Source organism: Massilia yuzhufengensis (assembly GCF_900112225.1).
Classification (GTDB): Bacteria; Pseudomonadota; Gammaproteobacteria; order Burkholderiales; family Burkholderiaceae_D; genus Telluria; species Telluria yuzhufengensis.
In genome coordinates, this window is sequence record NZ_FOLD01000036.1 from 40633 (window position 1) to 54931 (window position 14299).

Annotated in this window: 10 protein-coding genes and 1 tRNA gene; all 11 read right to left on the reverse strand. The window is 58.8% G+C overall.

Features of this window, described 5'->3' with window-relative positions:
* Positions 1 to 2: 2 nt before the first annotated feature.
* Positions 3 to 1199 (reverse strand): AAA family ATPase, encoded by a 1197-nt coding sequence (locus BM031_RS21805; protein ID WP_091876658.1) that lies wholly within the window; start codon positions 1197 to 1199, stop codon positions 3 to 5.
* 329 nt (positions 1200 to 1528) lie between these two features.
* The gene (gene rpoC, locus BM031_RS21810; protein ID WP_091876659.1) at positions 1529 to 5782 is read right to left on the reverse strand and encodes a DNA-directed RNA polymerase subunit beta'; all 4254 of its coding nucleotides are present in this window, start codon (positions 5780 to 5782) and stop codon (positions 1529 to 1531) included.
* 235 nt (positions 5783 to 6017) lie between these two features.
* Positions 6018 to 10127, reverse strand: a complete 4110-nt coding sequence (gene rpoB / locus BM031_RS21815; protein WP_091876660.1) for a DNA-directed RNA polymerase subunit beta — start codon at positions 10125 to 10127, stop codon at positions 6018 to 6020.
* 275 nt (positions 10128 to 10402) lie between these two features.
* Complete coding sequence (gene rplL / locus BM031_RS21820) at positions 10403 to 10777, reverse strand: 50S ribosomal protein L7/L12 (RefSeq protein ID WP_091876661.1); 375 nt, start codon at positions 10775 to 10777, stop codon at positions 10403 to 10405.
* Positions 10778 to 10840: 63 nt separating this feature from the next.
* Positions 10841 to 11371 (reverse strand): 50S ribosomal protein L10, encoded by a 531-nt coding sequence (gene rplJ / locus BM031_RS21825; RefSeq protein ID WP_091876667.1) that lies wholly within the window; start codon positions 11369 to 11371, stop codon positions 10841 to 10843.
* Between the two features lie 328 nt (positions 11372 to 11699).
* On the reverse strand, positions 11700 to 12395 hold the full coding sequence (rplA, locus tag BM031_RS21830; protein ID WP_091876662.1) for a 50S ribosomal protein L1: 696 nt from the start codon (positions 12393 to 12395) through the stop codon (positions 11700 to 11702).
* On the reverse strand, positions 12395 to 12826 hold the full coding sequence (gene rplK / locus BM031_RS21835) for a 50S ribosomal protein L11 (protein WP_020653552.1): 432 nt from the start codon (positions 12824 to 12826) through the stop codon (positions 12395 to 12397). Before rplK ends, rplA begins: the two co-directional genes overlap by 1 nt.
* Positions 12827 to 12934: 108 nt before the next feature.
* Positions 12935 to 13483 carry a transcription termination/antitermination protein NusG gene (gene nusG, locus BM031_RS21840; protein WP_229409138.1) on the reverse strand — a complete coding sequence of 183 codons (549 nt, stop codon included), beginning with the start codon at positions 13481 to 13483 and terminating at the stop codon, positions 12935 to 12937.
* A gap of 74 nt (positions 13484 to 13557) precedes the next feature.
* On the reverse strand, positions 13558 to 13947 hold the full coding sequence (secE, locus tag BM031_RS21845) for a preprotein translocase subunit SecE (RefSeq protein ID WP_091876664.1): 390 nt from the start codon (positions 13945 to 13947) through the stop codon (positions 13558 to 13560).
* A gap of 36 nt (positions 13948 to 13983) precedes the next feature.
* A tRNA-Trp gene (locus BM031_RS21850) sits at positions 13984 to 14059 on the reverse strand.
* A gap of 102 nt (positions 14060 to 14161) precedes the next feature.
* Positions 14162 to 14299, reverse strand: a 138-nt coding sequence (locus tag BM031_RS21855) for an EF-Tu C-terminal domain-related protein (RefSeq protein ID WP_502501408.1), incomplete at its 5' end; no start/stop codon positions are given.

A 14299-nucleotide genomic window follows, 5' to 3' on the forward strand; every position in this document is an offset into this window, starting at 1 on the left:
CGTCAGAATCCTGTCGGCAGGCCACCCATTGCGCCCGACAGCCATATTTCAGACATTTTTAATCCAAAATATTGGTTTTGCCATCCATCCTTTGTCATCCCATCTGGTGGTTCTATGCGCCGGAATTCAGTTTGCCCATCCTCCATTCGCTGCACGACAAACAACCGGTGCTCAGGATTGAAAATATCGATGGCATCGAGAGTGGTGGGATTATGCGTTGTAATAAATATTTGCTTTTTTTCGGAAGCGCATACGAGTTCGATAATGTGGGACATAAATTGTCGCACAAGCCCTGGATTTAATGCTGTGTCTACATTATCTAATGCGAATATATTGGGAGCGTCTTTATGGGTGAGTAAAACGAGGACAAATAAGACGTATAACGCCCCTTCGCTTACATCGTAACCGTAAAGATGATCGAAACTTCCTTTCATGAACTTATCACGATAGGTTAGAACTGTTCTTCCTAGAGTGACCTTATCAGAAATTAAGGTTTTATCCACTTCTGTCGTTACTCCGATAGATCTAAACCAATCCATCAGAGCAAAGAAACGCTGCAAATGCTCTCGATTTCCTTGGTCTCGGGCGACCTCATTAAATGCTTCGGCTAGACGCCCTCCGTAAAGGCCCAAGGGAGACTTCTGACTTTTATCTTCAGCGACACCACGCAATATTGGTGTAGATAGTGAAAATATTCCATATTTTTCGATATCTTCGAGCACGCCACGAGCGCTCGCATCTTCTCCAAATGCGCGATACGGAGCAATGATACTTTTAGTAGGATCCAGTTTCCCCTTAAGTGGAACACCGTCGATCCGCGCTCCTACGTTGGAACGCCCAGCAAGCTTTGCTCCATCTTTTGAAACCAGAGATTCCGAATGATAGTTGAATTTGCTAACTGAAGTAACCTGAGAGCTATATACCATCTCGCCCATTTCCGCTTCTATCGAGAATGTCTTTAAGCGCTCTTTGTTTTTCAACGAACTCCTAAATATTTCAGGAGATGAAAGCCTAGCGCCACGCCTGGCCAACCTCTCGTAGTCAATTCCGCCCTCGAACGATGACGATAGCATGGCAATGGCTTCAAGAAGATTGCTCTTTCCTGCTCCATTTGTTCCAATAAAAACATTTACTCTACCGAGGCTAATATTAGCGTCTGAGATACTCTTGAAACCTTTTATGTGGACTCTATTTAGCATAGTTTCTCTTACCAGGTCGTTTCTTGAATTCTAAGTGTTAAATTGAGCGCAGATGTGCCACTCATCAATCCAGCGGTGAATTCGTTGATGCCGTTGCAAAATTGCAACTCACTTTCTTCTATTGTAGCGGGTATAAGAACGGAAGTGTTGCGTGCCCTATCGCAAGCGAAGATATTAATCTTCGACCCTAGCGGGTGACCATCTCATTGACAGTACTAGCGTTCGAGCCTCAGGTATTCATATCTTATGAATTTCAAAAATCAGATCATCATGCAAAAAAAACGGCACCCCTGGGGGTGCCGTTTTTATTTACATCAAGCTAGGAACCCTTACTCCCCATCCCCATGATGCTGCTCCGCCGGAGCCGCAGCATTCTGCTGGTCTTCCATCGCCTGCAGTTCGGCAGCCATGTTGGCCTTCTCTTGCTGCAGCAGTGCCTGACGCTCTTCCGCCTCCCACACTTCCTTCTCCTTGCGGGCGCGGTGGAATGCCAGGCCGGTACCGCCAGGAATCAGGCGGCCGACGATGACGTTTTCCTTCAGGCCGCGCAGGCCGTCGCGCTTGCCCATGATCGCCGCTTCGGTCAGCACGCGGGTGGTTTCCTGGAACGATGCGGCCGAGATGAACGAATCGGTCGACAGCGATGCCTTGGTAATACCCAGCAGGACGTTGTCGTAGGTTGCCGGCAGTTTGCCTGCAGCCGTGACGCGGTCGTTCTCGTCCAGCAGTTCCGAACGTTCCACCTGCTCGCCGACGATGTAGTCGGTGTCGCCGGCTTCGACGATGGCCACGCGGCGCAGCATCTGGCGCACGATGACTTCGATGTGCTTGTCGTTGATCTTCACGCCCTGCAACCGGTACACGTCCTGCACTTCGTCGACGATGTAACGTGCCAGCGCTTCGATACCCAGCAGGCGCAGGATGTCCTGCGGATCGGCCGGACCGTCGACGATCATCTCGCCCTTGTTCACGACCTGGCCATCGTGGACCAGCACTTGCTTGTCCTTGGTGATCAGGAACTCGTGCTTGTTGCCGTCCATGTCGGTGATCTCAAGGCGCTGCTTGCCCTTGGTCTCTTTACCGAACGCGACGGTACCAGTGACTTCCGCCAGCATGCCGGCGTCCTTCGGCGAACGTGCTTCGAACAGCTCGGCAACGCGTGGCAGACCACCGGTAATGTCGCGGGTCTTCTGCGATTCGGTCGGGATACGTGCCAGCACTTCACCGACGGTAGCTTGCTGGCCGTCCTTGACCATGATCAGCGCGCCAACCTGGAAACCGATCGCCACGGCGTGTTCGGTGCCGGCGATCTTGACTTCCTGGCCTTCGTCGTTGAGCAGCTTGACCTGTGGACGCACCACCTTGCCAGCCGAACCACGGCGCTTCGGATCGATCGCGACCAGGGTCGACAGGCCGGTGACTTCGTCGACCTGGCGAGCGACGGTGACGCCCTCTTCCACGTTTTCGAAGCGAATCGTACCTGCATACTCGGTAATGATCGGACGGGTCAGCGGATCCCAGGTCGCCAGGGCGATACCGGCCTTGACTTGCTGGCCATCCTTGACGATCAGGGTCGCACCGTACGGCACCTTGTGGCGCTCGCGCTCGCGGCCGTGGTCGTCCGTGATCAGGACTTCGCCCGAACGCGAGATGACGATCTGCGCGCCCTTGCCGTTGGTGACGTAACGCATGGTCGCGGTGAAGCGGACCGTGCCGTTCGACTTGGCTTCGACCGACGATGCCACTGCTGCGCGCGATGCCGCACCACCGATGTGGAAGGTACGCATGGTCAGCTGGGTACCCGGCTCACCGATCGACTGTGCAGCAACGACGCCGACTGCTTCGCCGCTGTTGACCAGCATGCCGCGGCCGAGGTCACGGCCGTAGCACATGGCGCACAGGCCGAAGCGCGTGTCGCAGTTCAGCGGGGTGCGGACCTTGACTTCGTCCACGCCCAGGCGTTCGATCTCTTCGACCATGTCTTCGTCCAGCAGGGTGCCGGCTTCGAACACGGTTTCCTGGGTTTCAGGATTGACGACATCGGTGCCGGTGACGCGGCCGAGGATACGGTCGCGCAGGGCTTCGATGACTTCACCACCCTCGACCATCGCCTTCATGTGCGTGCCGTTGCTGGTGCCGCAATCGTCCTCGATCACGACCAGATCCTGGGTCACGTCGACCAGGCGGCGGGTCAGGTAACCCGAGTTCGCGGTCTTCAGTGCCGTATCGGCCAGACCTTTACGCGCGCCGTGGGTCGAGATGAAGTACTGGAGAACGTTCAGGCCTTCGCGGAAGTTTGCGGTAATCGGCGTTTCGATAATCGAACCGTCCGGCTTGGCCATCAGGCCTCGCATACCGGCCAGCTGGCGAATCTGGGCTGCAGAACCGCGGGCGCCCGAGTCGGCCATCATGTAAATCGCGTTGAACGATTCCTGGGTGCCTTCGGTGCCGTCGCGGCGGGTGACCGGCTCGACTTTCAGCTGGTCCATCATGGCCTTGCCGACTTCATCGGAGGTCTTGCCCCAGATGTCGACGACCTTGTTGTAACGTTCGCCGGCGGTGACCAGGCCCGAGCTGTACTGCTGCTCGATCTGCTTCACTTCCGCTTCGGCCGAAGCGATCATGCCCTTCTTGACGTCCGGGATCTTCATGTCGTCGACCGCGATCGAGATACCGGCGCGGGTCGCCAGGCGGAAGCCCGACTGCATCAGCTTGTCGGCGAACACGACGGTGGCGCGCAGGCCGCACTTGCGGAACGACGTGTTGATCAGCTTCGAGATTTCCTTCTTCTTCAGCGAGCGGTTCAGCACGCTGAACGGCAGGCCCTTGGGCAGGATCTCGGACAGGATCGCACGGCCGACGGTGGTCTCGTAGCGCGTGACGGTGCGCTCGAATTCCTCGGTGCCGGCAACGCGTGGGAACTCGACGATACGCACGGTGATGCGGGTCGCCAGTTCGACTTCCTTGTTGTCGTACGCGCGGATGACTTCCGACACGTCCGGGAACAGCATGCCCTCGCCCTTGGCGTTGATCGCCTCGCGCGATGCGTAGTACAGGCCCAGCACGATATCCTGCGACGGGACGATCGACGGTTCGCCGTTCGACGGGAACAGGATGTTGTTCGACGCCAGCATCAGCGTACGCGCTTCCATCTGCGCTTCGATCGACAGCGGGACGTGGACAGCCATCTGGTCACCGTCGAAGTCGGCGTTGAAGGCCGCGCAGACGAGTGGGTGCAGCTGGATGGCCTTGCCTTCGATCAGGACCGGCTCGAACGCCTGGATACCAAGGCGGTGCAGGGTTGGTGCACGGTTGAGCATGACCGGGTGTTCCTTGATGACTTCTTCAAGGATGTCCCAGACCACTGGTTCCTGGATCTCGACCAGTTTCTTCGCCGCCTTGATGGTCGTAGCCAGACCCATCAGTTCGAGCTTGTTGAAGATGAACGGCTTGAACAGTTCCAGGGCCATCAGCTTCGGCAGGCCGCACTGGTGCAGTTTCAGCTGAGGACCGACCACGATGACCGAACGGCCCGAGTAGTCGACGCGCTTGCCCAGCAAGTTCTGGCGGAAACGACCGCCCTTACCCTTGATCATCTCGGCCAGCGACTTCAGCGGACGTTTGTTGGCGCCGGTCATCGCTTTGCCGCGACGGCCGTTGTCCAGCAGCGAATCGACCGCTTCCTGCAGCATGCGCTTTTCGTTACGCGTAATGATTTCCGGTGCGCGCAGTTCCATCAGGCGCTTCAGGCGGTTATTACGGTTGATGACGCGGCGGTACAGGTCGTTCAGGTCGGAGGTCGCGAAGCGGCCACCGTCCAGCGGGACGAGCGGACGCAGCTCCGGCGGCAGGACCGGGAGCACTTCCATGATCATCCAGTCAGGCTTGATGCCCGAACGCTGGAACGCCTCGAGCACTTTCAGGCGCTTGGCGTATTTCTTGATCTTGGCTTCGGATTTCGATTCCTTCAGCTCCACGCGCAGGGCTTCGGCATCGCGGTGGATGTCGATCGAGCGCAGCAGCTCACGGATGCCTTCGGCGCCCATGAATGCGGTGAAGTCGTCGCCGTACTCTTCGTACTTGGCGGCGTAGTCGTCTTCCGACATGATCTGGCACTTCTTCAGCGGGGTCATGCCTGGATCGGTCACGACGTATGCTTCGAAGTACAGGACGCGTTCGATGTCCCGCAGCGTCATGTCCAGGACCATGCCCAGGCGCGACGGCAGCGACTTCAGGAACCAGATGTGCGCGGTTGGCGAGGCCAGCTCGATGTGGCCCATGCGCTCACGGCGCACCTTGGCCAGCGTGACTTCGACGCCGCACTTCTCGCAGATCACGCCGCGGTGCTTCAGGCGCTTGTACTTGCCGCACAGGCATTCGTAATCCTTGATCGGGCCAAAGATCTTGGCGCAGAACAGGCCGTCGCGTTCCGGCTTGAAGGTACGATAGTTGATGGTTTCCGGCTTCTTGACTTCGCCGAACGACCACGAACGGATTTTCTCAGGCGACGCCAGGCCAATCTTGATGGCGTCGAAGGTTTCGTTCGTTTGAACTTGCTTGAATAGATCGAGCAGTGCTTTCATGTATCACTCCAGGTGATTGAATTCTGTACTTGGTACAACTGGTACAACTGCCGCCGCTTCTCGCCGATTTTCGCCGGCGCTTGCTGAACCCACCCTACCCTTGAAAGCGTCATCCCGGCGCAGGCCGGGATCCAATTTTGTTGGCTATTCACCAAACTTGGGTCCCGGCCTGCGCCGGGACGACGACTCGAAGGTCGCGGACCAGCCCGAAGGCTGGCGGCCATGCTGGCCCTGCTTAGTTGCGCTCGAGATCGATGTCGATACCCAGCGAACGGATTTCCTTGACCAGCACGTTGAACGATTCCGGCATGCCGGCGTCGATCACGTGGTCGCCCTTGACCAGGTTCTCGTACACCTTGGTACGGCCGTTCACGTCATCCGACTTCACGGTCAGCATTTCCTGCAGCACGTACGATGCGCCGTACGCCTCCAGTGCCCACACCTCCATCTCACCGAAGCGCTGGCCGCCGAACTGGGCTTTACCGCCCAGTGGCTGCTGCGTCACGAGCGAGTAAGGACCGGTCGAACGCGCGTGCATCTTGTCGTCCACCAGGTGGTGCAGCTTGAGCATGTGCATGAAGCCGACGGTGACCTTGCGCTCGAATGCTTCGCCGGTGCGGCCGTCGAACATCGTGACCTGGTTCTTCGACGGGGTCATGCCGAGGTTCGCAGCGATGTCGTCCGGGAAAGCCAGGTCGAGCATGCGGCGGATTTCGGTTTCATGGGCGCCATCGAAGACCGGGGTCGCGAACGGCACGCCGTTCTTGAGGTTCTGCGCCAGGCTCAGGATTTCTTCATCGCTGAAGCTGTCCAGGTCTTCCTTGCGGCCGGTTTCGTTGTAGATCTTGTCCAGGAAGACGCGGATTTCCTGCGCCTTCGCCGAGGCACGCAGCATGTCGCCGATCCGCAGGCCCAGGCCCTTCGCTGCCCAACCGAGGTGGGTTTCGAGGATCTGGCCGACGTTCATACGCGACGGGACGCCCAGCGGGTTCAGCACGACGTCCGCAGGGGTGCCATCGGCCATGAACGGCATGTCTTCCACCGGCACGATACGCGAGACCACACCCTTGTTACCGTGGCGGCCCGCCATCTTGTCGCCCGACTGCAGGCGGCGCTTGACGGCCAGGTAGACCTTGACCATCTTCTGCACGCCAGGCTGCAGCTCGTCGCCTTGGGTCAGCTTCTTGCGCTTTTCTTCGAAGGCCAGGTCGAACTGGTGGCGCTTCTCGTTGATCGATTCCTTGATCGCTTCCAGTGCGTTGGCGGTGTCGTCGTCGGCCGGGCGGATGTCGAACCAGTGGAACTTGTCCAGGTCAGCCAAGTATTCCGAGGTGATCGCCGCGCCCTTGGCCAGCTTCTTCGGACCGCCGTTGACGATCTTGTTCACCAGCATGCGCTCCAGACGCTGGAAGGCGTCGCCCTCCACGATACGCATCTGGTCGTTCAGGTCGAGGCGATAGCGCTTGAGTTCATCGTCGATGATCTGCTGGGCGCGCTTGTCGCGCTGGATGCCTTCGCGGGTGAACACCTGCACGTCGATGACGGTGCCGACCATGCCCGAAGGCACGCGCAGCGAGGTGTCTTTCACGTCCGACGCTTTTTCGCCGAAGATCGCGCGCAGCAGCTTTTCTTCCGGGGTCAGCTGGGTCTCGCCTTTCGGGGTGACCTTACCGACCAGCACGTCGCCAGCCTGCACTTCGGCGCCGATGTAGACGATGCCCGATTCATCCAGGCGCGCCAGCTGGTTTTCCGCCAGGTTCGAGATGTCGCGGGTGATTTCTTCCGCGCCCAGCTTGGTGTCGCGAGCGACCACGCTCAGCTCTTCGATGTGGATCGAGGTATAGCGGTCGTCCTTGACCACGTTTTCCGAGATCAGGATCGAATCCTCGAAGTTCAGGCCGTTCCATGGCATGAACGCCACCAGCATGTTCTGGCCCAGGGCCAGTTCGCCCAGGTCGGTCGATGCGCCATCGGCGATCACGTCGCCGCGGGCGACACGGTCACCCACCTGCACGATCGGACGCTGGTTGATGTTGGTGTTCTGGTTCGAACGGGTGTACTTGATCAGGTTGTAGATGTCGACACCGACTTCGCCCGCGGTTGCTTCGTCGTCGTTGACGCGAATCACCACACGGCCTGCATCGATGTAGTCCACCACGCCGCCGCGCAGGGCCTGCACGGTGGTGCCCGAGTCGACTGCCACGGTGCGCTCGATGCCGGTACCGACAAAGGCTTTTTCCGGACGCAGGCAAGGCACGGCCTGGCGCTGCATGTTGGCGCCCATCAGTGCACGGTTCGCATCATCGTGTTCCAGGAACGGAATCAGCGAGGCTGCGACCGACACGATCTGGCCTGGGGCGACGTCCATGTACTGGATGCGCTCTGGCGAGACCAGGATGGTTTCGCCGGCTTCACGGGCCGACACCAGTTCATCGTCCAGCTGGCCTTCGGCGTTGATGGTCGCATTCGCCTGGGCGATGATGTAGCGGCCTTCTTCGATCGCGGACAGGTAGTCGATCTTGTCGGTGACCTTCGAATCCTCGACCTTGCGGTACGGGGTTTCCAGGAAGCCGTATTCGTTCAGGCGGGCGTACAGTGCCAGCGAGTTGATCAGGCCGATGTTCGGGCCTTCAGGCGTTTCGATCGGGCACACGCGGCCGTAGTGGGTCGGGTGCACGTCGCGCACCTCGAAGCCTGCACGTTCGCGCGTCAAACCGCCCGGTCCAAGGGCCGAGACGCGGCGCTTGTGGGTCACTTCCGACAGCGGGTTGGTCTGGTCCATGAACTGCGACAGCTGCGACGAACCGAAGAACTCGCGGATAGCGGCCGAAATCGGCTTGGAGTTAATCAAATCGTGCGGCATCAGGTTGTCCGCTTCGGCCTGGCCGAGGCGTTCCTTGACGGCGCGTTCCACGCGGACGAGGCCGGCGCGGAACTGGTTTTCAGCCAGTTCGCCGACGCAACGCACGCGGCGGTTACCCAGGTGATCGATGTCATCGACTTCGCCGCGGCCATTGCGCAGCTCGACCAGGATCTTGATCACGGCCAGGATGTCGTCGTTCGACAGGGTCATCGCGCCCAGCAGCTCGTCGCGGCCGATGCGGCGGTTGAACTTCATGCGGCCGACGGCCGACAGGTCGTAGCGTTCCGGGCTGTAGAACAGGCCGTTGAACAGCGCCTCGACCGATTCTTCGGTCGGCGGTTCGCCAGGACGCATCATGCGGTAGATCGCCACGCGCGCGGCGGTCTGGTCGGCGGTGTCGTCGGTGCGCAGGGTCTGCGAGATGTAGCCGCCCTGGTCCAGGTCGTTCGTGTAGAGCGTCTGGATGTCGGACACGCTCGCATCGCGCAGCTTGCCCAGCAGTTCCTCGGTCAGCTCGTCGTTGGCCACGGCGATGATCTCGCCGGTGTCCTGGTCGACGATGTTACGTGCCAGCACGCGGCCGAGCAGGTAGTCTTCCGGCACCGAAATCGACTTGATGCCGGCCGCTTCGATGTCGCGCACATGCTTGGCATTGATGCGCTTGTCCTTGGTGACGATGGTCTTGCCCGACTTCGGATCGACGATGTCGAAGCGCGCGACTTCGCCGCGCAGGCGTTCGGACACGAACTCCAGCTCGCCGCCTTCATTGCGGAGGGTGAAATTGTCGAAGACGAAGAAGTTCGCCAGGATCTGCTCCGGCGTCATGCCGATGGCCTTCAGCAGGATCGTGACCGGCATCTTGCGGCGGCGGTCGACGCGGAAGAACAGGATGTCCTTCGGGTCGAACTCGAAGTCCAGCCACGAGCCGCGGTAAGGGATGATACGAGCCGAGAACAGCAGCTTGCCCGAGGAGTGGGTCTTGCCGCGGTCGTGTTCGAAGAACACGCCTGGCGAGCGGTGCAGCTGCGAGACGATGACGCGTTCCGTGCCGTTGATCACGAACGAACCGTTCGTGGTCATCAGCGGCAGTTCGCCCATGTACACTTCCTGCTCTTTCATTTCCTTCACGACCGGCTTGGTCGGCGATTCCTTATCCAGGATCACCAGGCGCACCTTGGCGCGCAGCGGCGAGGCGAAAGTCAGGCCGCGCTGCTGGCACTCTTTCACGTCGAACGCAGGATCGCCCAGCACATAGGACAGGAACTCGAGACGCGCAAAACCATTGTGCGACACGATCGGGAAGATGGAGCTGAAGGCGGACTGCAGGCCTTCGTTCTTGCGCACGGAGGGAACGGCATCCGCTTGCAGGAAATTCTCGTAGGATTCGAGCTGGGTAGCCAGAAGATAGGGAACGTTGTGAACGTTGGCGCGCTTCGCGAACGACTTGCGAATGCGCTTCTTCTCAGTAAATGAGTAGTGCATGGACACTCCGTGAGTGACAGAAAGGATGAGAATTCAGGAATTGCCAGTGGTGGAGCCACCACACGCAAGGCCTGAAGCCTCTGCTTTCCCGCCAGGTGATAAAGGACGAGCTACTGCTGTGTTACGATAATTCTGAAACCAAGGCGGCAAGTGCTGCCTGACGCGTTTGCCGCAGGGACGACAAAAGAGCCAAAGCCGCTAACCCTCCCTTTCGGCAGGTTTCGCAAGCTTTGACTCCCGCGCTGGGCGCCTTGTCAGCGCCCAATGCATATGTATTACTTCAGCTCGGCCTTGGCGCCAGCTTCTTCCAGCTTCTTCTTGGCGGCTTCAGCGTCAGCTTTTGGCATGGCTTCTTTCACGGTCTTCGGTGCGCCGTCAACCACGTCCTTGGCTTCTTTCAGACCCAGGCCGGTGATTTCGCGGACTGCTTTGATGACGCCGACTTTGTTGGCGCCGATTTCGGTCAGGACCAGGTTGAACTCGGTCTGCTCTTCAGCAGCAGCAGCAGTTGCGCCGCCACCAGCTGCCGGTGCTGCCATTGCAGCTGCCGACACGCCGAACTTCTCTTCGAATGCCTTGACCAGGTCGTTCAGGTCCATGACGGACATTTCGCTCACTGCGTTCAGGATATCGTCTTTGCTAATTGCCATTTGAAACTCCAAATATGTTGTGTGTGTAGTTCAGGTTGGTACTTGAGAAAAGAGGCGCGGCTATTAAGCTGCTGCGGTTTCTTCGGCTGCTGGAGCAGCTTCCGAACCTTCGCCTTTTTTCGCTGCCAGGGCAGCCAGACCACGTGCAAAGCCCGACACTGGAGCCAGCATCACGCCCAACAGCTGCGAGATGAGGACTTCACGCGAAGGAATGCTTGCCAACGCGGTAACTGCAGCTTTATCCAGCTGCTTACCTGCGTAGTTACCGGCTTTCACGACCAGTTTGTCGTTGGTTTTAGCGAAGTCATTGATGACTTTAGCTGCTGCAACGGCGTCGTCCGAGATCGAATAGATCAGCGGACCGGTCATGGAATCAGCCAGCGAGGCAAACTGCGTGCCTTCGACAGAGCGACGAGCCAGCGTGTTCTTCAGAACACGCAGGTACACGCCCTGGGCACGTGCGGTTGCACGGAGCTTGGTCAAGTGAGCAACCTGGATGCCACGGTACTCAGCCACGACGATCGTTTGCGCGGTTGCTACTTTCGCGCTCACTTCTTCGACGACGACCTTTTTGTCATTCAGATTAAGACCCACGGTCAATCTCCTTAAATGATGCAAACAAAAGCGCTTGCATCGGTTCGAACACGGCGTCCGAAGTTAAGAAGCCAATCTGACGCGGATACATTCACGCAGCATGGACTACAAAACTTGTTCGGGTGCACCATCTGCGTTGGGTGGTCTATTAACCTCCAGCTCAACTTCTGCCTTCGGCCCAACGGTCTTTGATTGCCTGGTGAGACGCTTCCGTCTCACCAGCCCAAAGATGTGCCCTGCAATAAAACCACAAGGACTTTAACTTGGATCCCGGCCTGCGCCGGGACGACGAGAGCGCTTCGCACTCTCATCGCTTGATTCTTAATACTTAAGCAGCGATCGAAGCGTGATCGACACGGACGCCAGCGCCCATGGTCGACGACAGGGCGACCTTGCGCAGGTACACGCCCTTCGAGGTGGCCGGCTTGGCCTTGTTCAGCGCTTCCAGCAGGGCAGCCAGGTTCGACTTCAGCTGCTCGTCCGAGAACGATTTGCGGCCGATGGTCGCGTGGACGATACCAGCCTTGTCGGTGCGGTACTGGACCTGGCCGGCTTTGGCGTTCTTGACCGCGGTAGCGACGTCAGGGGTGACGGTGCCGACCTTCGGGTTAGGCATCAGGCCACGTGGGCCCAGGATCTGGCCCAGGGTACCGACGATACGCATGGTGTCTGGCGAAGCGATGACGATGTCGAATGGCATGTTGCCGGCCTTGACCATGTCGGCCAAGTCTTCCATACCGACGATGTCGGCGCCGGCTGCTTTAGCAGCTTCAGCCTTGTCGCCCGACGCGAAGACAGCGACGCGCACGGTCTTGCCGGTGCCTGCTGGCAGGACGACCGAACCGCGGACCACTTGGTCCGACTTCTTCGGGTCCACGCCGAGCTGGATCGACACGTCGATCGACTCGTTGAACTTGGCGGTGGCGAATTCTTTGACGATCGACACTGCGTTGTCGAAACCGTACACCTTGTTACGGTCGACTTTAGCTTTCATTTCTTTGACGCGCTTGGACAGCTTAGCCATTACACACCCTCCACCGTGATGCCCATCGAACGTGCCGAACCGGCGATGATACGCACTGCGGCGTCCATGTCGGCTGCGGTCAGGTCCGGCTGCTTGGTTTTTGCGATTTCTTCAGCCTGCGCGCGGGTCAGCGTGCCAACCTTGTCGGTATGTGGCTTCGGCGAACCTTTGGTGATGCCAGCGGCTTTCTTGATCAGGTAGGTTGCCGGTGGGGTCTTCATCACGAAGGTGAAGGACTTGTCGGCGAACGCGGTGATCACGACTGGAATCGGCATGCCCGGCTCGAAACCCTGGGTCTGGGCGTTGAACGCCTTGCAGAATTCCATGATGTTCAGGCCGCGCTGACCCAGTGCTGGGCCGATCGGTGGGGATGGGTTTGCTTTACCAGCTGCAACTTGCAGCTTGATAAAACCAATAATCTTCTTGGCCATGGATGGCTCCTTGATTTGGTTTGAGTAGTAGCGCCCCACCACTACTACTCTGGCGGGGCTCCTCTGACCGGATTCCGCCTTTGCTGCGCGACGCTCCGATGAAGCGTTTTAAACCTTTTCTACCTGCCCGAACTCCAGTTCCACCGGAGTTGCGCGGCCGAAGATGGTGACAGAGACACGCACCTTCGATTTTTCGTAATTCACTTCCTCGACGTTGCCGTTGAAGTCGGTGAACGGGCCTTCCTTGATACGGACCTGTTCGCCCACTTCGTACAGCACTTTCGGGCGGGGCTTCTCGACGCCTTCCTGGACCTGCTGCATGATCTTGTCGATCTCGCGCGCCGGGATAGGGGTCGGCTTGTTCGATTTGCCGCCGATGAAGCCGGTGACTTTCGAGGTGTTCTTGACCAGGTGCCAGGTCTCGTCCGTCATTTCCATCTCAACCAGGACATAGCCCGGGAAGAAACGACGCTCGGAGACGGCCTTGGTGCCGTTGCGCATTTCGACCACTTCCTCGGTAGGCACCAGGATTTGTCCGAACTGCTGCTGCATGCCGGCGCGTTCGATGCGCTCGGTAAGGGCGCGCATGACGCTCTTTTCCATGCCGGAGTAGACATGCACGACGTACCAGCGCTTGTTATTGACCGGCACGCTCATCGGCGCGGCGGCATCAGCGGCAGGAACGCCATCCGCCGGGACATCGCCCGGCAAGTTCTCAACGTTATCGCTCATTAGTTTTTCCAACCCAGGATCACGTCGTACAACAGGAATTCGAGAACCTTATCCGTGCCCCACAGGAAAATCGCCGTCACGACCACGAAGGCAAACACGATGCCGGTGATCTGGGTGGCTTCCCGACGGGTCGGCCAAACAACCTTCTTGGTCTCGCGCACCGACTCCTTGGCGAAGTTCAGGAAATCGCGGCCAGTGGCGGAGGTCGACAAAAGCAGGACAGCAAAAACTAAACCAGCCAAGAGGGCGCCGCCGGCGACCAAGGCTGGTTTGTTCTGGCCAGTCAGGTAAAAGAACCCGACGACGCCTGCAATCACAGCAACCACCGCCAGGGCTACCTTGAACTTGTCATTCGAGGTGCTGACAGTTTGCACGGATTGATTAGACATTCTTCTTTACTTTCGGTGCTGCGCACCAGAATTCGGTGGCAGGGGCGGAGGGAATCGAACCCGCGACCTTCGGTTTTGGAGACCGACGCTCTGCCAATTGAGCTACACCCCTACGAGAACTTCTCGCTGAATCCAGCATTATACCGCATGCTGACGCATGTAGGCAATGCTGTTCGAGGGAAGCAACAGCCTTGCTTCCCCCTACCCTTGGCGATTAGGCCAGGATCTTGGCAACCACGCCGGCGCCGACGGTACGACCGCCTTCGCGGATTGCGAAACGCAGGCCTTCTTCCATCGCGATCGGGTTGATCAGCTTGACGGTGATCGACACGTTGTCGCCTGGCATGACCAT

Bases quoted from the DNA above. Each gene is read 5' to 3' on its own strand.
- secE (WP_091876664.1), bottom strand. From the start codon at position 13,947: ATGTCTAATCAATCCGTGCAAACTGTCAGCACCTCGAATGACAAGTTC.
- rpoC (WP_091876659.1), bottom strand. From the start codon at position 5,782: ATGAAAGCACTGCTCGATCTATTCAAGCAAGTTCAAACGAACGAAACC.
- BM031_RS21805 (WP_091876658.1), bottom strand. From the start codon at position 1,199: ATGCTAAATAGAGTCCACATAAAAGGTTTCAAGAGTATCTCAGACGCT.
- rplA (WP_091876662.1), bottom strand. From the start codon at position 12,395: ATGGCTAAGCTGTCCAAGCGCGTCAAAGAAATGAAAGCTAAAGTCGAC.
- rplK (WP_020653552.1), bottom strand. From the start codon at position 12,826: ATGGCCAAGAAGATTATTGGTTTTATCAAGCTGCAAGTTGCAGCTGGT.
- rpoB (WP_091876660.1), bottom strand. From the start codon at position 10,127: ATGCACTACTCATTTACTGAGAAGAAGCGCATTCGCAAGTCGTTCGCG.
- nusG (WP_229409138.1), bottom strand. From the start codon at position 13,483: ATGAGCGTGCCGGTCAATAACAAGCGCTGGTACGTCGTGCATGTCTAC.
- rplL (WP_091876661.1), bottom strand. From the start codon at position 10,777: ATGGCAATTAGCAAAGACGATATCCTGAACGCAGTGAGCGAAATGTCC.